Here is a 24,706-nt window from a genome sequence, read left to right as displayed (position 1 = left end):
CTGCTATACAAGTCACATTACAAAACAGGAATACTATGACTTCTAATATAAATAATATCCGCATACATTGCTTTGATTACCCGCGAGACAGGGTCATTGGTGATTCTCAAATCGCTTCAAGTAAGGTTTGGATTGGCGCATTAGAGCTATTTGATGCTAATGGACAATCTGGATTAGGCTTTTTTCAATCTCTCACGGCGCCTTTGCCAGAAGCTAAAGTTATCAGAACACTATTAGAATCTAGCTGTTTAGACGGGATACTTGGGCAGCCACCAGAAGCCTTGATCCATAAGATATCTAGGCCAAGAGGAGGAAATATTCAGCAGCTTCCTTATCACTTAGATCAAGCTATAGACCAAGCTTTGTGGGACTTAACCGCTAAACGAGCCGACTTACCACTTTATAAACTACTTGGCGGTAATAGCAGTCAAGTCAAAGCTTATGGTAGCGGCGTGTGTTTTCATCTATCAGATCAACAAGTCACGAGCTTTTACGAAAAAGCCATTAAGCACAATTTCTCTGGTTACAAAGTTAAAATTGGCCATCCCGATTTAGCATGGGATATTAAAAGATTACAGCTAGTGTCGGACATTATTGGTAAAGACAAATTACTGATGATAGATGCCAATGAAGCATGGTCACCCAAAGAAGCGATAGCCAAAATCCGCGCCTATGAAAAAGTAGGGTTAGACATTTTCTGGGTCGAAGATCCTATTTTAAGGCATGATATTGCTGGTCTGCAGGAAGTCAAAGCAGGACTCAAAGACACCTACCTAAATGCAGGGGAATATTTACCACTAAGTGGCAAAAAAGCCCTAGTAGATAACCACGCAGCAGACATTATCAACATTCATGGTGATTTTTCTGCCGCCTTAAAAATTGGTTGGTTATGTGCTGAAAAAGGTATTCCCATTGCTTTAGGCAATACCCCAATGGAAATGGGCGCCCATATCGCATCGGCTTTACCTGAGGTGATCTACACTGAACATTCTATGCTCAATTGGGATGATATCATCGAGACACCCTTTACTGTGAAAGACGGATATATCCTACTACCAGACGTCTCTGGTCATGGATTGACATTATCTGAGTTAGCCATAAAAGAGCTCACCCCTTCTTGTGCATAGTGCTCACTAAAACACTTATCTTAAGTTAATTTCATTGCGTTTTTTTATCTACTAAAGGCTGGCTCTATTGCCAGCCGCGTTACATTTGTTGTTCCATTTTCACCTCTCCCCACATCCACATAACATTTAACCAGCATTAAAATAACTTTTCCTTTACATATGATATCTTAATTACTACCATTGAAATATCAAACAACAAACAACAAGAGGCAAGGTTATGTTAAAAAACGTCAAATCTAAAAATGCCGTAAGAAAAACAGGAGGAATTCAAGGCTCAGTTCTAGGACTTTGCCTCATTACAAGCTCTGTTTTTAGTGCAACACAACAGAATTTTTATGTTTCTCCAACAGGAGACGACACTCTCAACCCAGGTACATTGTCTGCACCTTTTAAAACCCTTGAAAAAGCCCGAGACGCAGTACGCAGCATAAATAGCGACATGACCGGCGATATTTTTGTCAACATTCGCGGCGGGAATTACCCAATAACGGATACTATTACCCTTACGTCTGTCGACTCAGGCACTAATGGTCACCGTGTAGTTTACCAAGCATATAATGATGAAACCCCTGTGCTAAACGGGGCAACTCTGGTCACTGGCTGGACCCAACATGATGGCAATATTTACAAAGCGACTTTCAACAGTGATGAAAAATTACGTACTTTAATCGTCAATGGTGAACGTGCCTATATGGCAAGTACCGATGCTAGGCCTAATGGTGACTGGGGAACTTATACAATTACCGCTGGCCAAGCTGACTGGGCGAGAGTAAATGGCACAGAGGCAGATGGTGGCAGATATAACCTCAGTGACATACCTACACTGACCAATGCGTCAGATGTAGAAATTATGAACAAAACCACTTGGAATACCAACTTTGTTACTGTTCGTGAAAGTGTCATTGAAGGTTCTGAGCGGGTATTAAAGTTCTCACAACCCTATGCAGCCATAGCACAAAACCAAAATTGGGGCGCGTTCAGCAATAGTGGTACCCATACCTTGTTTAATGCCTATGAATTTCTTGATGAAGCTAACGAGTTCTATTTGGATCGCAGTAGTAACACTCTGTATTACTACAATGATGGCCTTGATATGAATTCTGCCCAAGTTTATGCGCCACAAACCGATGCAATATTAAACTTAGCGGGTGACTCTACGGACAATCGCATAAAAAACATTACTTTCAGCGGTATTACTTTTGCTAATACCCAAGCTAAGTTACCGGAAGTGGCAGGCTCAGCGGGTAAATCAACAGTACAAGCGGCAACATGGAAATTATCTTACAGTGATGGTAACTGGCACAACGATAAATACACCGGCTACGATGTACTAAATGGTGCAATAAACGTTAACAATGCACAGTCCATCAGTATTGAAGATGGTGCAATTAAAAATGCAGGTAATGAAGGAATTAACTTCACCAATGACGTTATTGATTCACAAATTGTGGGTAATGCCATTACCGGAATGGGTGGCTCAGGTATCAACATTTCCCACCCACAACACGTTTATATTGGTGACGGTGGCACCTACGAAAAATACCCTATAGGTGTTGAAGGCGTAGTACAAAATATTTTAGTTAAAAACAACCTTATCTATGATGTGACACAAATTTACTACGGACATGCGGCTATAACCGCTTTTTTTACCGATGGTTTAACCATTGAACATAACCAAATTCAAAAAACAAAATATTCAGGTGTCAGTCTTGGTTGGGGATGGAATAATTTCGCCGTAGAAACACTACCAGACAACCCAACAACGGTTGCCCGCAACAACAAGTTTAATAACAATCACGTATACGATGTTATGACCTATCTCCATGATGGTGGAGCCTTTTATACATTAGGTAGCCAACCAAACTCAGAAGCAAATGGTAACTACGTAAAAGCCCCCACAACGTTTTTTCAAGGGGTTTATCATCCCGATGAAGGCACCGCTTACTACACGGGCAATGACTTGGTTTTTGAAATTGTCCCTGGACAAGATAATTTTGAATTAAACAAATGGCGTGATAAACGTGATAATCATTACGACAACATCTACTCAACCTCTGGGGCCTATCAAATTGGTGCTCCCAACTCGACCATCACTAATTTAACAGTAGTGCCTGATGCTGACTGGCCTCAAGAAGCATTAGATATTATTGCTAACAGTGGTTTAGAAGACGATTACCTTCACCTATTAATCGGCATACCTGATGCGCCAGATGTACCCGGCCTCATTGATTCATCAGGTTACACCCTTTTAGAAGCTGAAAGTGGCAGCTTATTTGGCAGTGGTTCAGTCTTTACTGACAGTAACGCATCTGGCGGAGCTGGGATAGAAAACATACATACTGCAGGTTCGGGCGTAACATTTACCAATATGGCCGCTGCAACATCATTGTTTGTCACTTATGCCTCGAAAAACACCGGTAGTTATAGTATTTATGTTGATGGTGAACATGCTGCAGATTTAAATTTTACTGCAACAGGCGGATGGTCTCGCACCTACAGCAATACTGAAGCGGTGTCGGTTAATATTCCCGAAGGCGCAACGTTAACGCTACAAAAAGACAGTGACGATTCAGGCATTAACATCGATTATATTTCTCTCATTAATCAAAGCTTAACCCAACAAGCAGAAAATGGCATTTTGCTTGGGGCAGCTAAGGTGAGTACTGAGCATGCTGGATTTGAAGGTACTGGCTTTGTTGGCGATATTTTCAACATTGGAGACTCAGTGCAGTTCAGTGTGAACGTTATCGACCCGGGCCAGTACATTCTAACGCCTCGCTACGCAATGGGACTATATGGACCTGAAGGCGTTCGCACTATGAGTGTGTATGTAAACGGCAGCGACCAAGTACAACATATGTTTACCTCTACTGGGGAATGGAATGTATGGGGCGAAAGTAGCAGCGTTATTACCTTACTTCCTGGTGCTAATGATATTAAATTGCAACTTGATGCAGATGACACCGGCGTGATCAACCTAGATCAATTTAGTCTCACAAAAATATATGAAGCTGAAGAAGCAACGCTAACAGGCACAACATCTGATAATAGTTATGAAGGATTCAGTGGCTTTGGATTTGTGTCTGAGATTGACGACATAGGTGACTCAGTTGCATTCACAGTAAATGTGGCTATTGCCGGAGAATATACCCTTGATATGCGTTATGCCGTGGGAGCAGATGGGCCTGCCGGTGAACGCACCATGAGTGTAGTGGTGAACGATACTGACCTTCTGCAAAGTAGCTTTGCATCAACAGGGACATGGGATAGTTGGAGCAATCAAACTGAAACCGTAAGCCTACAATCGGGTGAAAACACTATCCTTTACCGCCTTGATGCTGACGACACAGGCTGGGTTAATTTTGATTACTTGCTTATCGATTTAGGCCTGACTAATGATAATGATGACGATGACACCCCTATAGATTTACCTAATCTATACGAAGCCGAAGATGCCTCGATAAGCGGCAATAGAATCGGTATCAGCAGCGAACACCCTGGCTATAATGGCAGTGGCTTTGTAGGTAATATCATTACCATTGGTGACAAAATCGAGTTTACGGTTGATCTTGATACTGCAGGTTTTTATGTCCTGAATAGCCGCTACACCATGGGCACTTTTGGGCCTTCTGGCAACCGTACCCTGAGCGTGTATGTCAACGATGAAGACACAGTTCAAAGCAGCTTTAGCACTACAGTTGAATGGGATAACTGGAGTGATAACTCTGATTTAATTCCCTTACAAGCCGGCACTAATACCATCAAATTTCAACTAGACGAAGATGATACAGGTTGGATTAACCTAGATTATATCCAACTTGAGTTTGATTCAGCTCTGCCTGTCTTTGGCGACTTTGATGCTGATCAAGACGTAGATATGGATGATGTTAATTTATTTTATCAACACATCCGCGCCCAAACACTCAGCGATTTAAGTTACGACTTTACTCATGACGGTCAGTTATCTAGCAGAGATGTTAGAGGTTTTATGTCGCTGTGTACGCGAGCAGCTTGCGCGACTGAATAACAGTAAGCAAGGTTGGCACTTTGAGGCCAACCTTGTTTTTAATAGCAACAAAGAGACTGAGTCATCACTTATTCAACAATTAGGAACAACCATGAAAAAATTAACCCTATTCATCTCAATTATAGTTTTAACCCTAGCCAGCCTACAAAGTCAGGCAACAACCATTACATTAAGTACGGATCAGCTTAACTACAATATCGGTGATACTGTACTGCTGGATATAGCATTTGAAAACGTCAGTTTAGATACTGCTGAACTCGGCTTTAATTTGAACTTTGATAGCAGCGCGCTTATTTTTGATTCCTTTGATTTTAGTACTGAGGTGATCAATAGCGCATTTCTTCCGGCAGCGGATGTTTCATTTTTCGATAATAATATTATCGAAGTTTTTGTGCTTTGGTTGGACAGTACTTACTTGCCTGGAAGCAGCTTTTTCCTTGGCCAAGTAAGCTTTACAGCGCAGCAGAATTACAGCCCTGAATTTGCATTAACAGATAGCTATTTGGCTGATGCAAATGGAGCAGATCTTGATGCCCCAACGGTATCAGTACCGGCTCCTGCCACAGGCTTACTCGTTTTATTTGGTTTTTTACTATTACCTATACAAAAAAAACTGCTCGCCAAACAAAAGTAATAATAAACAACTAAAATGAGCCATTGATACTCAGATGATGGCTCATTTTTTTGATAATCTAAGATGGAACAGACATTGAATCAATCTAGAATAGTAAAGTGGGGAATTGTCAGTACAGGCGCAATTGCAGATAAATTTTGTACCGATATGCCACATGTCAAAAATGCGAAAGTCACGGCTGTTGCCGCCAGAAAGCGAGAAGATGCTGTGGCCTTTGCACAAAAACATAATATTGAGAAAGCCTATCAAGGTTATCAAACATTATTTGATGACCCTTCAGTAGATGTCATTTACGTGGCCACTCCCCATAACTTTCATTTTCAACATGTCTATGCTGCCCTGATGGCAAATAAACATGTGTTATGTGAAAAACCTATCACCATAAGCAGTGACGAATTTACAACCCTTGCAGCCTTAGCGAAACAGAAAAGTTTATTCTTAATGGAAGCGATGTGGACCTATTTTCTTCCTGCGGTTTCACAAGCCAAGCAATGGATCGAACAAGGCCGTATTGGCAGCATAAAACATATTAAGGCCGATTTTGGTTACTCAGTGCCTTACGAGCCCAACGGGAGAATGTATAACCCTAATTTGGCGGGTGGCTGCTTATTTGATATGGGAATTTATCCCCTTGCGATTGCGCAATATTTTAATCCTGGTGAGCTTAAAGATGTGCTCATTAAAACTCACTTTGCACCTCACAATGTGGAAGATGACTTAGTCATACTGGCAACTTGCAATGACATCACACTTTCATTGGCGACCTCTTTTCAATGCCGACTGCAAAATGCGGCGTTAATAATAGGTGATAAAGGCTATATCAAAATCCCAAATTTCTGGCGGGCGAAATCATGTGCTTTATACCAACTTGATGAAAAAATTGAAGCCTTTAATGACAACTCAATTGGCTGGGGATTGCATCACGAAGCACAACAAGTCAGTGCAGCGATTATCGATAACCAAAAGGAGCATACCATCATGCCCCACTCTGTTAGTTTGCTACTGCAACAACAGATAGAAACAATTAAGTCACTTTTTTAAGTGACTTAATTGGTGCGTTAAAACAATCGCATATGACGATGCAGCGCTTCTTTAAAGTGTAAAAGTAATCCTTGTGATGCGGCTTCTTGGTCGCGATTTAAACATGCTTGTAATATTTTAATATGCTCTAACAAAGAACTTTTAACTAAATTAGGGGTAAAATGATGTTCTAGCTGAATAAGTTTTATATAATATTTCAAGCGGGTGGCAGTCACCTCAACAAACTCATTCTTTAAACTTGAAATCATGGTGCCGTGAAACTTCAACTCTATGGCTTCAATTTCTTCTAACAAACCTTTAGTAATTCCCTCTTTCGCTAATTTTTCGATTAATTGATGGTGTTCATTAATCAAATCTGTAATCACACTTTCTTGACCGTATTGTGCAAAGTGTCGTGCCGCTGCACTTTCAATGATTGAGCGGAATTGATAAGTAGCACGTATAAACTCCAAATCAGGTTTTCTAAATTGTATGCCTGATCTTGGGTGAATAATGAGCATATTTTCGCTTTCAAGCACACGTAATGCATCTCGTAATGGCTGCATGGGAATATCCATTAACTTGGATAGTTCACTCTGTGACATAAACGCACCGGGCGCTAATTTACCATCAAACACCCATTGCAGAATTTTGTCGTATGCTGCCTTATTTAAGGATATTGCACGGTTTTCTGTAGGTTTTATCCCATCCTTGCCTAACGATACTTGAGCGTTTTCTTTTTGTTTTATTGCCACTTTTGTTAATTCTCCTGAATATAGATCAAAGGGCTGTCGCACTTTTTGGTATTTTTCCTAAAAATACCAAAACCTAAACATTTCGACCAAAAACTATGGGTCTAGGAACACCATGTATTATGCAATATTAACAGACTAATAATCGGAAACACTAACCTAGCTAAGTTTTTTTAAACGCTACACTTACGCACAAAAAAAGCCGCGAGCTTTGTTAGAAAAGCGAACGGCTTTACGAAACAGTTTACCATCTACATAGGCATAGGTTTAAAGGGTAGGTCTCGATAACGTTTTCCGGAAGCCGCGAAAACGGCATTAGCTAAGGCTGGTGCAAATGGCCCTAGACCCGGCTCACCTAAACCCGTGGGTTTGTAGTCATTTTCCATAAAATACACATTCACCTGTGGCATTTCGTTAATACGTAACACAGGGTAATTATGGAAATTGGAGTTCACCACAGCGCCGTCTCTAAAGACGACTTCGGTGCGTAACGACAGCGACATGCCCATGACTACGGCCCCTTCCATTTGCGCGGTAGCGCTGTCTGTATTGAGGACTTGGCCGCAGTCGACTATCGCGTCGACTTCTAATACTTTTATGTCGTCACCGTTAACTTCAACTCGCACTGCCATGGCCACGTAGGAATTAAAACTAAAGTGCACGGCTATCCCTAAACCCTGATTGCTAGGTAATGCGCCGCGATTGTCCCAATTACATTTTTTGGCTGCCATTGCTAGTGCGGCTTTTGAGCGAGCCACCTGTTCTGCTTGCTCGGGATTTTTGTTGTTGTCGTAAATGTTATTCAACAAGCTAACAGTATCCGTTTTACTGGCATGGGCGAGTTCGTCAGCGGCGCTACCAAAGGCAAAGCCATAAAATATGGCGTACACTGCTCGATACCAACCAATTCGAGTATGCGCTTTGGCTTCGCCTGTTTCACTGCGATAGTTGGCAATACCAAAAGGATGATTATCCACATCACCTAAATTGTTGGCAGGGGCTCTATCAAGTGATGGGTTAAACAGTGAGGCAATAGCCGGAAAAGCAGCGCGGTGCAACCAGCCTGTCACATTACCTTCTTTATCTAATGAAGCTTCAATGTGCTGAGCGCTAATTGAGTGATAATAGCCGGTGCGCATATCTTCTTCACGAGACCATGTCAGTTGCACTGGCGCATTGACCGCCTGAGACAATACAGCGGCTTCATGAACGTAGTCACACTTAAATTTACGTCCAAACGCGCCACCGGCCATAGTCACATTGACCATGATGTCTTTGGGTTCACGTTTCAAATATTGCGCTAGGACTTTTTGAATATCACCAGGGCTTTGTGTCGCAGCCCATACTTCACAACTGTCTTTTTGTACCCAGACTACCGACGCATTCGGCTCCATAGGAGAGTGAGATAAATGCCCTCCCGTATACGTAGCCTTGACCACGTGTTCGGCTTCGGCAAAGGCTTTGTTAATATCGCCACGTTCGGCAGCTAATTGCGCAGGGTTTTCTACGTTTTTCACTAAATGCGCTTTATACGCCTTAGTGTCGTAACTTTGGTGCTCACCTAAATCCCATTCTATTTTTAGTTTTTTTAGGGCTTGTTGCGCTGTCCATGTATTGTCTGCCACTACCGCTACGCCACCAAGTGAGCCAAATGGCACTTCAAACCTTGGAATTTCGACGACATCAATGACGCCTTTTACTTTCATGGCCTGGGTTTTATCGACACTTTTGAGTTTACCGCCCATAACCGGGCAGTGAGTAATAGCCGCATATTTTAACCCCGGCATCTTGGTGTCAACGCCATAGGTTAATCGCCCCACCACTATGTCGCCTTGGTTGTGTCTAGCTAAATCTTTCCCTATGTATTTGTAATCTTTTTTCTCTTTTAAGGTCACACTGTCTGGTACAGGTTGATCGGCAGCAAGACTAGCCAACTCGCCATAGCCTAATTTTTGTTGGTTGTTTTTATTAATAACAAAATGGTTATCAGCAACACACTGCTCACTAGATACTCCCCAAACTTTGGCTGCGGCTGCCACTAACATTACTTTGGCTGCGGCCCCTGCTTCGCGCATAGGTATGTACATAGTACGAATACTCGCCGAGCCACCAGTGGCTTGAGGACCGTATTTTTCTTCGTTACCTTCACCTTGTTTAATACTAACTCGAGTCCAATCAGCATCGAGTTCGTCAGCTACTGCTGCTGGCAAGGCAGTACTAATACCTTGGCCCATTTCACAGCGACCACAGTAAAGTAAGGTGTCGCCATTGTCGGCTATATGAACAAACGCGTTAGGGTTAAACGTACTGTCTTCGCCCATTTTAATACCAGCAATAGTCTTTTGCGGTAAACTTATACCCAAGACTAAACCACCTGTAGCTATGCCTGAGTTTTTAAGAAATTGGCGACGACTTTGATTAGAAACCGTGTTTTTATTTGAAGAAGGTAGTGGGTTTGTAAGACTCATGCTAGGCCTCCTTGTACATTTCGTCAGCGGCATCAACTACTGCCTGTTTAATACGTTGGTAAGTACCACAGCGGCAAATGTTGCCTTGCATTGCATTATCTATATCTTCACTACTGGGTTTTTTGTTGGTTGCTAAAAAGCTAGCAGCGTTCATAATCTGCCCTGCCTGACAATATCCACATTGTGGTACTTTGTTAGCAATCCAAGCTTTTTGCAGCGGATGGTCAGCATTTTCTGATAAACCTTCTATAGTCGTAATGGTTTTACCTGCTGCGGCTGAAACCGGCATCACACATGAACGTGTTGCTTGGCCATCGATATGCACAGTGCAGGCACCGCATAACCCCATGCCGCAACCGAATTTGGTGCCGGTTAGCTCAAGTCTATCTCGCAAAAACCACAGCAAAGGCATTTCGCCGTCTACATCGATAGGATAACTTTTGTCGTTAATCTTAATACTCTGACTCATCACTCTCTCCACTTAAGGGGTTTGTAGGCTGAATCGATTAACTGAATCTGCCCGATTATGTTGTTTACACCGCTAGCCATACATAAGTTTATTTTTGGATCGCTGGTGTTGAATATTTAGGTGGCGCTATTTGTTTGGTTTAGTTTTCTTCAACTGTTTCATTAATTCTTGTACACCTATGAGCAGTCAAAATCGCGGCTTATTTCATACTCGGACTGAACATTTTTAAACCACCTAGCTCAATCGCTATGTAACGCGTCGATTGGGTTGAGCTGCGATGCTTTAATCGCTGGATACACCCCAAAACCAATACCCACTGCCATACAAATGGTGAGCGACAACACTATTGCCACTACTGACCAACTCACTGCCCAACCAGAATAAAAACCTATGACTTCGGATAAAATCAGACCAAAGGCAATGCCTAACAATCCACCTAACACAGAAATAGTGAAACTTTCAGCGATAAACTGCATTTTGATATTTTTCTGCGTCGCTCCTACCGCGCGTAGTAAGCCAATTTCTTTGGTACGCTCGAGTACGTTAGCTAACATAATATTCATGATTCCAATTCCGCCAACCAATAAAGAAATACCAGCTACACAAGCCATCACAATATTGAATATTTGTTGGGTTTGTTTTTGTTGCGCTAATAAAGCCGCAGGGATAACCAATTGATAATCATCTGCCTCACCATGGCGTAGCTTAAACAAATGAGATACCGCTTTTGCAGCCACTACAGGATCAGTGCTCTCTGAAATTTTTAGTTTTACCAAATCCAACTCACTGGCTAATGCCGGACTACTGAGTTTTTTGATGCTGGTGTTAAGGGGCACAAATATGCGCGCACTATCACCGCCTATTTTCACTCCTTGAAATTCTTCCTTATCGAAAAAAGGATTATTCAACACCCCCACTACTTGCAACCATAAGTGATTCACTTTTAAGTATTGACCAACAGCTTGTTCATTATGAAATAACTGTTTTGCGGCGTTAGCTCCTATAACTGCTACTTGAGCCACATTTTTATCATCTTGCTCTGTCAGTAGTCGTCCAGATTGCACTTGCATGTTAGACAATCTGAAATGACTGTCACTGACCCCTACCACTTTTAAATCTGCGCTACCTAAATCACTGTAAACCGATTGGGTTTTGATGTGTCTTTCGGCACTATAATCTTCTACAAAAGGCAGGGTTTGTTTAGCGGATTCAACATCAGCCAAGGTTAATCCTAAGGACTCTTGACGTATTTCATTTAATTCATCATCAGCAAATTGTTTCGCCTCAATAATCAAATTTCGAAGTCCCATAGAATCAATCATTTTTAATGCTTGACGCTCGGCTCCTTCACCAATGTTCAACATGGCAATGACCGCGCCGACACCAAAAATCATGCCTAACAAGGTTAACAAAGTACGGAGTTTATGCGCTGCCATCTCGCCTAGCGCATCTAACACTAAAGGCATAAAACTATTATTCATCACTACTCCCTGTTGCACCACTTGGCGCACCTAAGGCATCATCCGGAACACTCAAAGCAATGGTGTCTCCCGCTGCCAAACCTTCTGCAATTTCTACAAAATATAGATTTTTCTCCGCGGTTTTCACCGGTCGCTTAATAAAGCTATTGCGGTCTTTTAGATACACGTAATTTTCACTTTGTTCGTTAAATATCGCCTGCAAAGGAATAACAATTTTAGACTGTGCATCGCTAACACTGACCAATGCAGAAACCTTAGCGCCAGGTTGTAGTAAATCAGATTGTTGGTCTATCGAAACGACCAATTCAAAATACTTTGTAGGATTGCCGCGCTTTATGGTGCGTGAAAACCCTGAGACAGATAACACTTCACCTGTTAGTTTTTCTTCAGGATAAGCGTCTAGGGTTACATCTACTTTCTGGCCTATCTCTAGATTAATGGCGTTTTTATCTAACACATTTATCTTAGCTTGCATCTTTTCTAAGTTAGGGATCTTGGCAATAGTGCTGCCTGGGAAAACAGTTTGCCCAATACTGGCCTTGTCACCTCTCCAGTTTTTTTCGTATACCAACATTCCATCATAAGGTGCTAACACCTCTAATTGCGAAAGTGCGGTTTGATGTTGCTGGAATTTGGCTTGATGGCCTCCTTTGCGTATATCTAACACGTCTAGTGCACTTTGATTTCTGTCGCCTATGCTGCTTTCTTTCCATTCGATAAATTCTTCTTTGGCGCCAAGGTAATCTCGGTTTGACAAGGTATCGATAATCTCAATTTTGGAATACAGTCTTAAGTCGTCTATGGCAAAGGTGTCGACAAAGTTGAATTCCTTACCCACTAAAATTTTGTCAGAATCCAACTCGTTTTGCTGTTGGTTTTCTTGGGCATATTGTTGACGCATATCCATATCTAACAGCATCATCTCCAATTCTTCTTCACGGCTATCAAGCAGCAATTGTTCAGCATCAAAACGCGCTACCACTTGACCTTTTTTCACCCAACTATTTTCTTCTGCGAGCCAATCAATTGTCATTGGGCTGCGTCCTGGCGTGTTGATTCTTTCGGCTTGGGCTGCCTCTAGTTCACCTACAGCTGGAATAACTACCGCAAATTCCTTTTGCTCAACTTGATATAAAGGCACATTAGATTGTGGTGACTCACTACAAGACGCCAGCAAGATCCCGCAAATACTCAGTAAAAGCCTGTATTTCATGAATCAACCACCTCTACTTTTGCTTTCATGCCAGGACGCATCACATCTGGCTTGCTTTCACCGAGTTCAATTTGTGCATCAAATATCACTTTAGGATTGTTGGTTGATTTGGGATAGAAGGCTTGTCCTAATTTGGAAATTTTACCCATATAGGACATTTCTGGATAGGCTTCAAAAATCACTCGTACTCCCTGACCTTCTTTAAGTTTAGATTTATCTGGCTCCGAAAACTCAGCTTTTAGTGCTACTGCGTCGAGTGAGGGTAATTGCATTAAACTGCGCCCCATATAAACCGTTTCTCCTACTGCCACTTTTTCACCACTGCCATTTTCTTGGTACATCACTAAACCATCTTTAGGCGCTTTTACACTCAGTTTGACAATTTCTTGCTGGATCCTATTGACCCTACTTTGCATGATCCTTATTTTACCTTGAGATACTTTTTCGTTAATCAACATCGCCTTTTTATGATGCGCCAACTTTTGTTTGGCTTGGGCTAACCCTTCTGTTTGATAACGAAAATCAGCTTGCTGTTTAAGGCGTTCAATATTAGAACTGGATGCATCCACAATTTCTGCTTTACGTTTAGCCTTTTGGTATTCCATTTCAGCTTCGGCTAGCTTTAGCATTAAGTCTTGTGTGGTAGCTTCATCTTTTAGCTTGTCACTTTCTGCCTTTTTAATCTCTGCATCGAGTTGACTTTGCCTACCAATCAAATCATTTTTTAATCGCTGCCCATCAAAAACTATTATTACTTCGCCTTTTTTAACGAGCTTGTTTTCAGGCGCCATTTGTTGAATTTTGAATTGCCACATCCGTGATACATTGGGTGGTCCAATAGTGGCGTTTTTAAGTGAGATAAGTTCAGCAGAAGCGGTCACCTTGGGTGCCTCTGTTTTTTCTTCTAGCGTTTTTTGTTCTTCATCACAGGCCACCAACAATACACAACTTAGCGCAAACGTAATTTGCAAAACATTAACTAAAGCTTTCATATTCCACGCTCCGTATCGGATTGGCCATTGTGTGCCAAGTTTTGCTGTTTTAGCTTCACACGCACACTCATTCCCGGAAAGATTGCTTGCTTAGGTTGTTCGTCAAAACCTAGCTCTACGCGATAGTAAGCGCTATCACTCCACTGACTTTTTTGCTCTGCCTGACTCGATACCGAAATGACCTTTCCTTGATAGGATTGATTTGGGTAGGCGTCTAAGGTCAATTCAAAGCTACTTTTTTGTAAATCGATTCGCGCCGCATCAATTTCGTGTAACCACGCAGAAACCTGATAAGTTGAAGCCGCTTGCACGGTTAACACTTCCCAACTAGCTTGTATGTTCATACCAGCGGCCACTTTTTGTGCCATCCATTGGTGCATCGCATGGGTGACAGGGCCTGTCACCTTGGCCCTAACACTTAATTTTTCCAGTTGACTGCGTTGATAGGCGATTTGTTCTTTTAGCTTAAGGATTTCGATATTTTTTTTGTTTAACTCGATTTGTTGTTCTTCTAACTTCAGTTTGTAGTTTTCTTGGGCTTTTATTTTTGCGGTGATGGCTTTTTCATATTCAATGACATTTTTGCCTTTTTCATAAGCGCTCACCTCGCCGTCTGGTACTGAGGCTTCGATGCGGGTCTTTTCAACCATTATGTTTGCTAATTTTAATGCGCCATCTGCTTCCAATACCGCTTGGCCTTTGTCCATTTCGAGTTTCAACAATTCTAAGACATCGGTTTCGAGTTTTTCCTCATTCACTTCTAGTTGCGATTCAATTCCACCTGAATCAAACACTACAACCAAGTCACCTTCTTTGACTATGGTGCCTTCTTCTGCCATCCATTGGATTTGTACTTGCCAACGGTTGGTCTTAGGTGCAGTCACCAAGTGATATTTGGATGATGAAATAATACCTGTCAGCAAAGTGACTGGCTCGTTAGCTTTTGCGTAATTCGCAATCACCAAGCTACACAAAATAAGTAGATATTTTAATGACATAAAACAATTAACCTTTGGTTGCTATAGGCACTTGCTGGCCCTGACCGGTATCACGCAAAACATTGCCGTCGCGCATGGTGATGACTCTTTGGGCGTAGGACGCAATATCATCTTCGTGGGTTACCATCACTATGGTTTGGCCCTGCTGATGTAAGTCGGTCAATAGAGCCATGATTTCTACTGACGTTTTGCTGTCTAAGTTACCCGTCGGTTCATCTGCCAAAACCACTGTGGGACGATTAATTAGCGCACGGGCGATAGCAACACGTTGCCTTTGCCCACCAGACATTTCGAATGGCCTGTGAGTCTTGCGATGTCCTAAGCCCACTTTATCCAAAAGTTCATGGGCGCGCTCATTGGCTTCCTCCTCGGAAACATCGCTAAAACGTAAGGGTAACTTCACATTACCTATGGCATCTAATTTAGGTAATAAATGAAAGGTTTGAAAGATAAACCCAATATGTTGATTGCGAATAGCCGATAGGGTGTCATCGTCCATAGTCGCTACATCTTTATTGTCCAAAAAATACTGACCACTGTTGGGTGTGTCTAAACACCCCAAAATATTCATCAAGGTAGATTTACCGGAACCAGAACTTCCCATAAAGGCTACAAATTCGTTTTTTTGTATAGTTAAAGAGATATCTGTAAGCGCGTGGACAATTTCAGATCCATTGGCAAAAGATTTGGCAATATGACGGAGTTCGAGCATGATAATCTAACTAAAATGGCGTTAGGCTTACCTTATACAGATGCCAATCAACTATCAATGCAGCGAACATTAAACTGCCTTGTTACACCAAGCTTAACTGTTTCAAAATATGTCGAGGTTAGAAACCGTTTTATTGACTGCATTGCTTCATTTTTAGCGAACCATTGATAAACCGTCAGTCTGCCTATATCACTGTGTGCTAGCGACTGACACTAAACTATTAGTGTCAAGTCAGGCTATTGTCGAATTGTCCCTACTAAATGAGAAGTATCAATGTCTGAATTATTGCAAAATCTACAATGGCGTTACGCCACAAAAAAAATGAATCCAACAAAACCGGTAAGCTCTGAAAAAGTTGATTTCATACTCGAAGCGATTCGTTTAAGTGCCAGCTCTAGTGGCTTGCAACCTTATGACGTATTGGTTGTGACTAATCCTGAAATACGGGAGCAAATTGTGCCCCATGCGTGGGATCAAAAACAAATTACTGATGGTTCACATTTATTAGTGTTTGCAGCTTGGGACAATTATACCGCGGAACGTATCAACACTATGTTTGATCTGGTTAACGAAAAACGTGGTTTTAAAAACGAAGGCTGGGAAAACTATCGCCAAATGTTGCTGAACACTTACCCTAAACGTGATCCAGAAACCAATTTTCAACATGCCGCACGACAAGCATATATTGGTTTAGGTTCGGCTCTAATTGCTGCAGCTGAAATGAAAGTAGACAGCACCCCTATGGAGGGATTTAATCCTGAGAAAGTTGATGAAATACTTGGCCTTAAGGAACGTGGATTGAAATCAGTGGTACTGTTGCCGTTAGGTTACCGTGCAGATGAAGGTGACTGGTTGGTTGATTTAGAAAAAGTACGCCGATCAACCGACAGTTTTATCTCTCAAGTGCAATAAGTGTAGATAAGCCATATTCTGCCGCTGTCGCGATGGAATATGGCTATATTGTTTTAATAACACCTAAAGTTTAATAAGGCTTATTGGCAACCTGAAGTTGATGGCTCAACTGCGGCTTTTTTCGCTTCTTGGCGCGCTTCGTAACCAGCCAATTGCTCGGGAGTGGCCGGTAATTGATACTTTTCTTTCCATTCGCTAAAAGGCATGCCGTAAACCCTTTCTCTGGCTTGGTCATAATCCATTTCAGCCCCTTCTTCCTTGGCTGCGGCCATATACCACTTAGCTAAACAGTTTCGACAAAAATCGGCTAACACCATCAAATCAATGTTTTGTACATCTTTGTTGGCATCTAAGTGTTTAAGTAAATGTCTAAAAGTAGCCGCTTCAGCGGCAATTTTTTGTTGTTGATTCATAAGTGGCCTTTTATTTACGAGGATCAGTAGCGGTGACTTCAATTCGTTGTGCATTGTCGTCATGAAACGCCAACAAGTCAGTTAAACCTTGCATATTATGTAAATTTCTAAATTCGATCCAATCAATTAAACAATACAGGCATATAGCGGGATAATTCCAGCTAGCGAATTGTTGTTTCGCCACCATTTCGTTTAGCTGAACAAGCACGCCATTGACTCGCTGCTTTTGCAGCTTAAAAAACAGCTTATCTTCATCCGCTTGAATGTCAGAGTTAGACAAAATAAACATTTGCACCAGAGAATCATTGGCGGAGTCGATTAGCGTCAGTTGATTTTCTTGCTGCCAATTTAATACTGGGTCATCGAACTTGTCGGTTAAATAACGATATATCACTCTCGAATCGTATATAACTTGTTCTTTGCCGTTGATTTCATCCTCTAACATTGGAATTTTCATGGTTGGATTTTTAGCCGCAAGAATCTGCCTGTCATCCTCAGAAAAAATCAGCAAATTGATAAACTCATGATCGGTGTTGGCTAACCAAATACGCAGACGGCGTACATAAGGAGAAGTAGTAGAACCATACAATTTCAGCATAATAACCCCTTAAATAATCGAACAATTAGACAAATAAAGTTGCCTTAAACATTAGGGTGAACTGCAGTTTAAGGCAACCTAAATTGTTCATTAAGCTAAAGTTTTATTGTAGCAAAACCTAATATTTACAATCAGATAATAAATGTACGAATGGCTTGGCTTGCCCACAACTTAGTACTTGGACCACGTTTAAATAGCAATCATCTTGAGTGATTTATCGCAATGGGATGTCGAAGGGCTTTTACCTGGCGTTAACACTTGAACTTGATCGTAATCGAACCCCGCTAACGTATCCTTAATGCTATCCGAGAATTTATCAGCATATCGCCCAATCACAATTCCTTGAGCTTCTACGGCATCAAAGTCTTGCTGATGTTTTTGCATAAACTCATCGAATTCTTTAGCTACGACCTTTTGTTGTTGCATCAACTTTTTATCGATATACAGTGATTCATCAGTTTCTTGAATGGCTAATTTTGTGAGCTTTTCAATAGAATCCGTATACTGCTGCATTTCTTGCTCAATACCTTGGATTGGTAATTCTAACCTATGCATTTTTTGCTGTTGTTGCTGCAAGCCAAGATAAGCCTTCACCCCTTGCTCTGTGATGGCTTGGTGGCTTACGATTTCACAATTTTTGAATGCAACTACCGAGTAGTCATTACTTGCATTGTTATCTGCCTTTGCCACAACAACCTGACAAACGACCAATGACACGAGTGAAGAAATTAGAAATTTAGTGGAATGTTTCATGAATAAACCTTTTAGTTGTGTAATCAACATCTAAGTCGAGTACACAACTAAAAAAGTTTGCGAAACTTTTAATTATTTACGAATAAATTAGATTTTTGCTTTGTTTTCGAATGACGCATCTTCATACCAATCATCCATGTTGTCGTACATCTCACCTTTCAAAATATAATAAGGAGATTTATGGTAAATCTTAATATCATGGAAAGGGTCTGTGGCAATTTTAGAAAACCAAACTAGACCTGATTGAACACCCATCAATTTAAATAGGTGTACAGTTCTAAATACAATCGCACCTAGACCCACGACTAACCAAATGATCGCCATGTTATTGATAAAACCGTCAAAAGTAGTGGCTGCAGTGAAAATACCAAAAAATGTCGGTTCAAAAAATAGCACTATTGGTACCAGCGCCCATATGGACAACAACACAACTTTACGCTGTAGGTTGTACCCAACTTTAACGCTTTCTTTATATTCGTGGGTAGTTTTATTGACCTCATCATAAGTCTTAGGCTCAAAAAAGAAATGCCCTGTTTGGCGCAGTACCATTGCCAATAGCCAGCCCACTAACGCCGCAGCCGCCGGAAAGTAAAACACCAAAATGTAACTTACTATGAAACAGCTGGCGCTAAGTAAATGCAAGAATTGGTTAATTCTATTATGGTGATAATAGCGATGATCGTCCCAACGTTGTTTTTGTAATTCTTCTAGAAAAGTCATATTTATACCTATTAGTTAGTCAATGTAAAATCGACGACCTTTTTGTCGTCTAAGTGTTATGGAAAACTGGTTAAATGCCCGTTAAGTAAAGGCTGCCCCATCTTAATGGGCGTTCCTTGTTTAATGCCTTCACAAAATTCGTAATTACTAGTGGCGAATAAAATAATGGTAGAGCCATGCTGGAAATAGCCCATTTCTTGACCTTTATTAAACTGTGCATCACAAGAAATTTCGTTGGGACCTTGGTATTTCAAATTTAAAGTTTGCGACAAAAAGTTAAACTTCATACTTGCCACCAAAATAGCGGCCACTGGCACTAATGTAATGCTGCTGGTAGGGTGATTATTTTTAAGTTCGATTACTGCGCGCTCGTTTTTACAAAACAGTTTTTGTACTTTTTTAAGTGCCACTGGATTGACATTCCATGTGTCACCCGAAATATAGGTGACATTACTCACACTGCAGTCTACAGGTGCGTGAAACCTATGGTACATACTGGATTTCAAACGCAGCGTGACGTATTTACCATCACGGTATTTATGATTTAAGTGAATATTGGGTATTAACTCACTGATATCATAAGGAAAGCCCTTAGCTTGAAAAACCTTAGTACCTTGTATCTCACCGCATTCACCCACTATAGCGTCACATGGACTCACCACTTGCTGCGGATCCATTGCAATAGGTCTTAAGCCATCTTTAAGTTCGCGAGTAAAACACTCACCTAAACTAGTAAAGTTTTGCTTTTTAGCATCTTGCAGCCTTAAATCTTCAGCAAATAACGACCATAACCAAATGGAAAGCTTAGTTAACAACGGACTTTGAATTTGGCTGTACCAGCCCATAAAGAAGGTAAGCCACCGTCTAGGAATACGGTTAGTCAGTAAAAAATTAAGCTGTTCTCGTTTAGTTAAAGTTTGTACTCCGCTTACCACGCTTAGGCCACCGTTCTTTGATTGTTGTATAAAACCGGTAACTCTAACCCCATGTCATGTAAAAACTGTTGCATGATAGGTTCAGCTTGATACTCGCTGGCTCGCTGTAAGGCTTTTTGTTGCATGTTTTCTTGAGTATTTGCATTCGAAAAATACTCAACGATTTTGTCACTCATGGCGGCAATGTCTTCTACCAAATAGCCATTTTTGTTATTTTGGATAATATCTTTAGGGCCTTTACAATTGTAGGCAACCGTTGGCATACCGTGCACAAATGCCTCTAAGATGACATTACCAAAGGTATCGAAGCGTGACGGGAAAACAAACAAATCCAATCCTAGATATAGTGCAGCGAGTTGTTTTTTATCTTGCCAGCCAAGATAAACAGCATCTGGCAAAGCTTCTTTGAGTTGTTGTTCTGCAGGTCCAGAGCCGGCCACCACAATTTCTAAATTAGGAATACGCTTTTTGGCTTGTTTAACAATTTCGGGGAGCTCTAAAATCCCCTTTTCTTTACTTATTCTACAGGCAATAAACAATACTGGAGTATCATCAGTCGCACCGGGAATAATGCTAGCCTTACTCACTTTTTGAATTCCTAAATCTCTTGGCTGAGTGTGATGCGCAGTTACAAATACTTGGTCTTCAGGAAGCTGCATCTCAAAACCTGTTAACCAGTCTTTGTGCTCAGAATTAAGCACAAACACACCATCGTACCTGTTATATAAGGCACGCATTAAACGTCTCACTCTGTCACGTTCGTGTTGATTCAAATCGGTGGTATGTTTAATAAAATCCACCCAGTCGGTGTGCATAAAAAAGTAACTTGGTACGTTGAACATTTGCTGGATAAACAAAGAGACCGCCGCCATTGGGCCTTCTGTCGAACAGATAATTCTGTCGTAGCCACCGTCATAAAATATATTGGCGATTTCCATCAAGTCTGGAATACGAATTTTTTGTTCCCCATAGCGGTGAACTTCAAATTCAGTAATAGGGCGCACCACATGTAAATGTGGCGCTGACTCTGCCTCTTCATGACAAATCAAAAAATCAACTGGTAGATCGGCACGTTGAATTTCTTTTAGTTTGCCACTTAATGAGGTTGAAACGCCATTTTTGTCTAACAAAGTATCAGTCAAATATAGTGCGCGATTAGAGTGCTGATTTTTGCCTAAGTGTTGCGCAAACTGATTCAGCAATTGTCTATTCTGATACAACACTCGGGTAGACGCCAAAGTCGACCCTGCTAAAATCAAACTGATTAAAATCGGGAATGATAAGTTGTCGAGCAACTTCTCAACCCGTACGTTACTCATGTTGTCTTGGCGTTTACCCTCACCCAAAAACAAGGCGGTGAGTTGACTAGGCACTTCAAATTTACGGGTGATCTCTTCTGTAGAGAAGCTGTCTAGGCGAAGACCATTACTATTTTTGATGGCCGCTTCCACACGTTGTGCGATCAAACGATTCAAATGTGTAAATAGTTCTCTGATGGCAGTATTCACCGTTTCGGTAAATATCTCAGGACCTTCTTTTTTGCTGTCGGCGATTTTTTCTAGTTGATTGATGCAAAACTTATAGTCCTTGGATACTTGCCATTTCAGTAACTTACTTGGCTTTTTACCTTGCAAGGATTCATGAACAAAAGAAAAGAACTTCATTGTTTTTTTGTGTTTTTGCATTTCTAACAATAAGTTACTGACAACAAAGCAGCCGATTTTGTCCCAGGTTGAACCGCGGTGCAGCATGATCCTAAACAAACCAGGATCTTTGATTTTGGTAGCCACTTGCGAGAAATAGTCTAACAACGCAATATTCAGTTTTTGATTTTCACCCACTTGCCCAAAGGGTGCGATATCGCCATTTTTTATGGCTTCTAGTGCAAGTTCAGAGGCAGGAGTTGTTTTCAGGCGTTCAGCCAAATTTTCCACATATAAGTAAGATCCGCACTGCCCAGCAAAAATACCGGTATGATCGTCAGAACCACCAGTGAGGACCTTAGCTTTATAGGGATCCACGCCAAATTCAGCTGGATCTAAATTATGCTTTTTAGCATAACTCAGGACCTTTTCTGGACTTAAACTTTGTACCCAATTTAACGTTAGAACGCTTTGCCACAAGTCTCGTTGCCCATTTAAGACTTCAAAGCGGGCAAAGATTACTGCCAGTTTTTCAAACAGGCTTAGGTCAATCTTTTCATTACGAGTATAGAAGTATAAAGGGTGCGGCATAATCACTGGCAAATCTTCGGCGGCAGCGTAGCGTAAAAACTCGTACACGTTTTGTCTTTTACGATTCAGTATCTCTTCTTGCTCTTGGTTAAAGCCGTAAGTTAAAACATGGATAAACAAATCGTACTCTGGGAAAAAACACGTAAATTCCGCAGCCGCTAAAACATCTATACCTTTAGATTTAAGATCCCAACAAGAACGGGCGTTGTTATGGTTGGTAATGGTTAAGACTTGACTGCCGTTTGCCTGCAGCAACTTCACTAACTTTTTGGTTTTCAACCAGGTTTCTGGCAATCTCAAAATACGCCCCCATAACTCGTCGGGTACGTCACTATTTTGATCATGGCAATGAAAATCAATCTTAAGACAGTTTTCAGGTGCAAACCTTTTGCTCTGTTGTTGTAAAAAGACATCAAATTCAACGTTTAAAGACGGCCTAAAGCTTTGCTGTACTCGTGTATCTTTTGTTATCAACATATCTAACCTACCTGACTTGAGTTGTTATCTGACTGCGCTACGAATTTGCTATTGGGTGCCTTTGGATTATTTTGACTTTTAAGCTTGTGCAGCGGTGCAGGTAATACAGGACGTAATATTGGAAACATTGCCGTTAACATGTCTCCTAAGAACTGCCGCTTGATAGCTTTATTGGTCAGTGCATCACAGGTCCACCACCAACCATCTTGAGACATCTGTTTTGCCGCTGTGATAAAACGCTCAATCACTGCTTCAAATTCATCATCGCTATAACTTAAGCTCATGATAAATCGCCCGGTGCCGGTCCAACTCAGCTCTAAGCCTGAGTCTCGTAGGTAAAACTGCAACATCCAGTTGTAACGACTAGGTTGGGTATAAATCACCGATAAAATAGAGTGCATGTTGGTAATTCTTAGAGGCAGTTTTTCAGCTAATAGGCGCTGATTAAAACGCGCCACTCGCTGACTCCAGGTGACTTCAGAGGTTTGGTATAAAGTCTGAATTTCAGGCGCTTGAATTTTTTTGAGAAACTCATGCATTGCACCCATCACACTAGGATGAGAATTAAAGGTGCCTCGAGCAAAAGAAACGTCCACCGGTTTAGCGTCTTTAAAACGTTTCATTAGAGAGTGAGTACCCGCTAACACCCCAACAGGATATCCACCGCCTAGTGTTTTACCGTAGGTCACCATATCTGCCTGGACACCAAAAAAGCCCTGCGCGCCGCGATAACTTAATCTAAAACCCGTGAATACTTCATCAAATATAAGCACGATGTTTTTGTGGGTGCAGATATCTCTGATTTTCGTCAACCACTTGCTATAGGCCAGTTTATCGAAATGGGTATCACGGTCGCTTGCAATCAGTGACACGTCTGACGCCGAGTCAGAATTAGGATGAAACGCTTGTAACGGATTAATCAAGATACAGGCAATGTCTTTGCGAGTATTAAGCACATGTAAGGTATGTTCACTTAAGTCTTCTAAAGTATACACATCGTGGGTTTTACGATTATTACCTATGCCAGGCTGTACCCCATCCCACCAGCCATGATAGGCGCCACACAAGCGAACAAGATGGGTTTTACCGGTATGATATCGCGCTAATCTGACGGCTTGCATTACCGCTTCGGTACCGGACATATGGAAAGAAACTTCGTCTAAACCCGATATTTTTTTGATTTGTGCCACATTTTCAGCGATGACTGGATGGTATGCGCCAAGCACGGGGCCTAGGGATTGGGTTTGCTGTGCGCCCAGTTGCATACATTCTTTGTAAAAATCGTAGCCAAACACATTGACGCCATAAGAACCCGACAAGTCATAACGCCAGTTACCATCTAGGTCTTTTATTTGGTTACCTTTAGACTCATCAGCAATAGAGCCAAGTTTAAAGGTTTTGCTTAACTGATTTCGATACGGGAATGGAATACGATAATGACTAGTAAAACGTACATCTGAAATGCTGCGTTCAATCGACTCGCTGTATGCCAAGGTATCAGCAGATCGCTTTGCGAGATTATCTTGCAATTTTTGCATCGCATTACGTCTAAGCGAGGCGATGTTATGGGGAGCTCCATCGGTACAGAAATACTCAGAATCGCTATAGGTAAAAAAGGGGATTTTGGCAGCAATACGCCTCGACCATTTGCTATGACCTCGAAGAGAAGAATGTTTAGCTCGGGAGAGTTGCAGGCGAGTCAATAGCCGTGAAACTACATAACACCCTACTAATATAAGAACAAAATAAATGATGTAACTGATTTGCATAG

At 41.4% G+C, this 24,706-nt stretch carries 21 protein-coding genes; 6 read left to right on the top strand and 15 right to left on the bottom strand.

The features are described from left to right. Positions 1-35: 35 nt before the first annotated feature. The 4 genes from KO534_RS11015 (at position 36) to KO534_RS11000 (ending at position 6,829) form a co-directional block, all read left to right on the top strand. Positions 36-1,127 carry a mandelate racemase/muconate lactonizing enzyme family protein gene (locus KO534_RS11015; protein WP_215929710.1) on the top strand — a complete coding sequence of 364 codons (1,092 nt, stop codon included), beginning with the start codon at positions 36-38 and terminating at the stop codon, positions 1,125-1,127. A 217-nt stretch (positions 1,128-1,344) separates the two neighbouring features. After that, positions 1,345-5,154 (top strand): CBM35 domain-containing protein, encoded by a 3,810-nt coding sequence (locus tag KO534_RS11010; RefSeq protein ID WP_215929709.1) that lies wholly within the window; start codon positions 1,345-1,347, stop codon positions 5,152-5,154. A gap of 91 nt (positions 5,155-5,245) precedes the next feature. Beyond that, positions 5,246-5,788, top strand: coding sequence for a hypothetical protein (locus KO534_RS11005; RefSeq protein WP_215929708.1), 543 nt, complete (start codon positions 5,246-5,248; stop codon positions 5,786-5,788). Positions 5,789-5,863: 75 nt separating this feature from the next. Continuing rightward, positions 5,864-6,829: a Gfo/Idh/MocA family protein gene (locus KO534_RS11000; protein ID WP_252732085.1), complete on the top strand. Its 966-nt coding sequence runs from the start codon at positions 5,864-5,866 to the stop codon at positions 6,827-6,829. Positions 6,830-6,846: 17 nt separating this feature from the next. Here KO534_RS11000 and KO534_RS10995 read toward each other — a convergent pair whose 3' ends face one another. The 8 genes from KO534_RS10995 to KO534_RS10960 form a co-directional block, all read right to left on the bottom strand. Then, entirely contained in the window at positions 6,847-7,563 is a 717-nt protein-coding gene (locus KO534_RS10995) for a GntR family transcriptional regulator (protein WP_339724745.1), read from the bottom strand. Between the two features lie 248 nt (positions 7,564-7,811). Further along, positions 7,812-10,028, bottom strand: a complete 2,217-nt coding sequence (locus KO534_RS10990) for a xanthine dehydrogenase family protein molybdopterin-binding subunit (RefSeq protein WP_215929706.1) — start codon at positions 10,026-10,028, stop codon at positions 7,812-7,814. 1 nt (position 10,029) lies between these two features. Next, positions 10,030-10,497 (bottom strand): (2Fe-2S)-binding protein, encoded by a 468-nt coding sequence (locus KO534_RS10985; protein WP_215929705.1) that lies wholly within the window; start codon positions 10,495-10,497, stop codon positions 10,030-10,032. A 239-nt stretch (positions 10,498-10,736) separates the two neighbouring features. Continuing rightward, entirely contained in the window at positions 10,737-11,978 is a 1,242-nt protein-coding gene (locus tag KO534_RS10980; protein ID WP_215929704.1) for an ABC transporter permease, read from the bottom strand. Next, positions 11,971-13,191, bottom strand: coding sequence for an efflux RND transporter periplasmic adaptor subunit (locus KO534_RS10975; RefSeq protein ID WP_215929703.1), 1,221 nt, complete (start codon positions 13,189-13,191; stop codon positions 11,971-11,973). The genes KO534_RS10980 and KO534_RS10975 overlap by 8 nt, the downstream gene beginning before the upstream one ends. Beyond that, on the bottom strand, positions 13,188-14,183 hold the full coding sequence (locus KO534_RS10970) for an HlyD family secretion protein (protein WP_215929702.1): 996 nt from the start codon (positions 14,181-14,183) through the stop codon (positions 13,188-13,190). The genes KO534_RS10975 and KO534_RS10970 overlap by 4 nt, the downstream gene beginning before the upstream one ends. Further along, positions 14,180-15,181, bottom strand: coding sequence for an HlyD family secretion protein (locus KO534_RS10965; RefSeq protein ID WP_215929701.1), 1,002 nt, complete (start codon positions 15,179-15,181; stop codon positions 14,180-14,182). The genes KO534_RS10970 and KO534_RS10965 overlap by 4 nt, the downstream gene beginning before the upstream one ends. A 7-nt stretch (positions 15,182-15,188) precedes the next feature. Then, positions 15,189-15,893, bottom strand: coding sequence for an ABC transporter ATP-binding protein (locus tag KO534_RS10960; RefSeq protein ID WP_215929700.1), 705 nt, complete (start codon positions 15,891-15,893; stop codon positions 15,189-15,191). Between the two features lie 273 nt (positions 15,894-16,166). On the opposite strand from KO534_RS10960, the gene KO534_RS10955 reads away from it, so the two are divergent. Further along, positions 16,167-16,805: an NAD(P)H-dependent oxidoreductase gene (locus KO534_RS10955; RefSeq protein ID WP_215929699.1), complete on the top strand. Its 639-nt coding sequence runs from the start codon at positions 16,167-16,169 to the stop codon at positions 16,803-16,805. Positions 16,806-16,885: 80 nt separating this feature from the next. On the opposite strand, the gene KO534_RS10950 is transcribed toward KO534_RS10955, so the two are convergent. From KO534_RS10950 to KO534_RS10920, 7 genes are all read right to left on the bottom strand, one after another. Beyond that, complete coding sequence (locus KO534_RS10950; protein WP_215929698.1) at positions 16,886-17,218, bottom strand: DUF1244 domain-containing protein; 333 nt, start codon at positions 17,216-17,218, stop codon at positions 16,886-16,888. A 10-nt stretch (positions 17,219-17,228) separates the two neighbouring features. Next, complete coding sequence (locus tag KO534_RS10945; protein ID WP_215929697.1) at positions 17,229-17,816, bottom strand: glutathione S-transferase family protein; 588 nt, start codon at positions 17,814-17,816, stop codon at positions 17,229-17,231. A gap of 189 nt (positions 17,817-18,005) precedes the next feature. After that, positions 18,006-18,569 (bottom strand): hypothetical protein, encoded by a 564-nt coding sequence (locus tag KO534_RS10940; RefSeq protein WP_215929696.1) that lies wholly within the window; start codon positions 18,567-18,569, stop codon positions 18,006-18,008. Positions 18,570-18,656: 87 nt separating this feature from the next. Beyond that, entirely contained in the window at positions 18,657-19,289 is a 633-nt protein-coding gene (locus KO534_RS10935; protein WP_215929695.1) for an Mpo1-like protein, read from the bottom strand. 56 nt (positions 19,290-19,345) lie between these two features. Then, on the bottom strand, positions 19,346-20,224 hold the full coding sequence (gene asd, locus KO534_RS10930; RefSeq protein WP_215929694.1) for an archaetidylserine decarboxylase: 879 nt from the start codon (positions 20,222-20,224) through the stop codon (positions 19,346-19,348). A gap of 2 nt (positions 20,225-20,226) precedes the next feature. Then, the gene (locus tag KO534_RS10925) at positions 20,227-22,935 is read right to left on the bottom strand and encodes a glycosyltransferase (protein WP_215929693.1); all 2,709 of its coding nucleotides are present in this window, start codon (positions 22,933-22,935) and stop codon (positions 20,227-20,229) included. Between the two features lie 2 nt (positions 22,936-22,937). Further along, positions 22,938-24,473, bottom strand: a complete 1,536-nt coding sequence (locus tag KO534_RS10920; protein ID WP_252732084.1) for an aminotransferase class III-fold pyridoxal phosphate-dependent enzyme — start codon at positions 24,471-24,473, stop codon at positions 22,938-22,940. Between the two features lie 27 nt (positions 24,474-24,500). Here KO534_RS10920 and KO534_RS23405 point away from each other — a divergent pair, with 27 nt between their 5' ends. After that, a complete protein-coding gene (locus KO534_RS23405) occupies positions 24,501-24,641 on the top strand; it encodes a hypothetical protein (protein ID WP_252732083.1) in 141 nt (46 codons plus the stop codon). The last annotated feature ends 65 nt before the right edge of the window (positions 24,642-24,706 follow it).

The organism is Paraglaciecola arctica, assembly GCF_018861065.1.
GTDB classification, from domain to species: domain Bacteria; phylum Pseudomonadota; class Gammaproteobacteria; order Enterobacterales; family Alteromonadaceae; genus Paraglaciecola; species Paraglaciecola arctica_B.
This window is presented reverse-complemented; position numbering and strand designations above follow the sequence as displayed.

Coding starts and splice junctions, on each gene's coding strand:
- KO534_RS10970 (WP_215929702.1), bottom strand. CDS start 14,183: ATGAAAGCTTTAGTTAATGTTTTGCAAATTACGTTTGCGCTAAGTTGT.
- KO534_RS11010 (WP_215929709.1), top strand. CDS start 1,345: ATGTTAAAAAACGTCAAATCTAAAAATGCCGTAAGAAAAACAGGAGGA.
- KO534_RS10985 (WP_215929705.1), bottom strand. CDS start 10,497: ATGAGTCAGAGTATTAAGATTAACGACAAAAGTTATCCTATCGATGTA.
- KO534_RS10960 (WP_215929700.1), bottom strand. CDS start 15,893: ATGCTCGAACTCCGTCATATTGCCAAATCTTTTGCCAATGGATCTGAA.
- KO534_RS10990 (WP_215929706.1), bottom strand. CDS start 10,028: ATGAGTCTTACAAACCCACTACCTTCTTCAAATAAAAACACGGTTTCT.
- KO534_RS10980 (WP_215929704.1), bottom strand. CDS start 11,978: ATGAATAATAGTTTTATGCCTTTAGTGTTAGATGCGCTAGGCGAGATG.
- KO534_RS10965 (WP_215929701.1), bottom strand. CDS start 15,181: ATGTCATTAAAATATCTACTTATTTTGTGTAGCTTGGTGATTGCGAAT.
- KO534_RS11005 (WP_215929708.1), top strand. CDS start 5,246: ATGAAAAAATTAACCCTATTCATCTCAATTATAGTTTTAACCCTAGCC.
- KO534_RS10925 (WP_215929693.1), bottom strand. CDS start 22,935: ATGTTGATAACAAAAGATACACGAGTACAGCAAAGCTTTAGGCCGTCT.
- KO534_RS10940 (WP_215929696.1), bottom strand. CDS start 18,569: ATGAAACATTCCACTAAATTTCTAATTTCTTCACTCGTGTCATTGGTC.
- KO534_RS10945 (WP_215929697.1), bottom strand. CDS start 17,816: ATGCTGAAATTGTATGGTTCTACTACTTCTCCTTATGTACGCCGTCTG.
- KO534_RS10935 (WP_215929695.1), bottom strand. CDS start 19,289: ATGACTTTTCTAGAAGAATTACAAAAACAACGTTGGGACGATCATCGC.
- KO534_RS10955 (WP_215929699.1), top strand. CDS start 16,167: ATGTCTGAATTATTGCAAAATCTACAATGGCGTTACGCCACAAAAAAA.
- KO534_RS11015 (WP_215929710.1), top strand. CDS start 36: ATGACTTCTAATATAAATAATATCCGCATACATTGCTTTGATTACCCG.
- KO534_RS10975 (WP_215929703.1), bottom strand. CDS start 13,191: ATGAAATACAGGCTTTTACTGAGTATTTGCGGGATCTTGCTGGCGTCT.
- KO534_RS23405 (WP_252732083.1), top strand. CDS start 24,501: ATGGGGAGCTCCATCGGTACAGAAATACTCAGAATCGCTATAGGTAAA.
- KO534_RS10920 (WP_252732084.1), bottom strand. CDS start 24,473: ATGCAAAAATTGCAAGATAATCTCGCAAAGCGATCTGCTGATACCTTG.
- KO534_RS10950 (WP_215929698.1), bottom strand. CDS start 17,218: ATGAATCAACAACAAAAAATTGCCGCTGAAGCGGCTACTTTTAGACAT.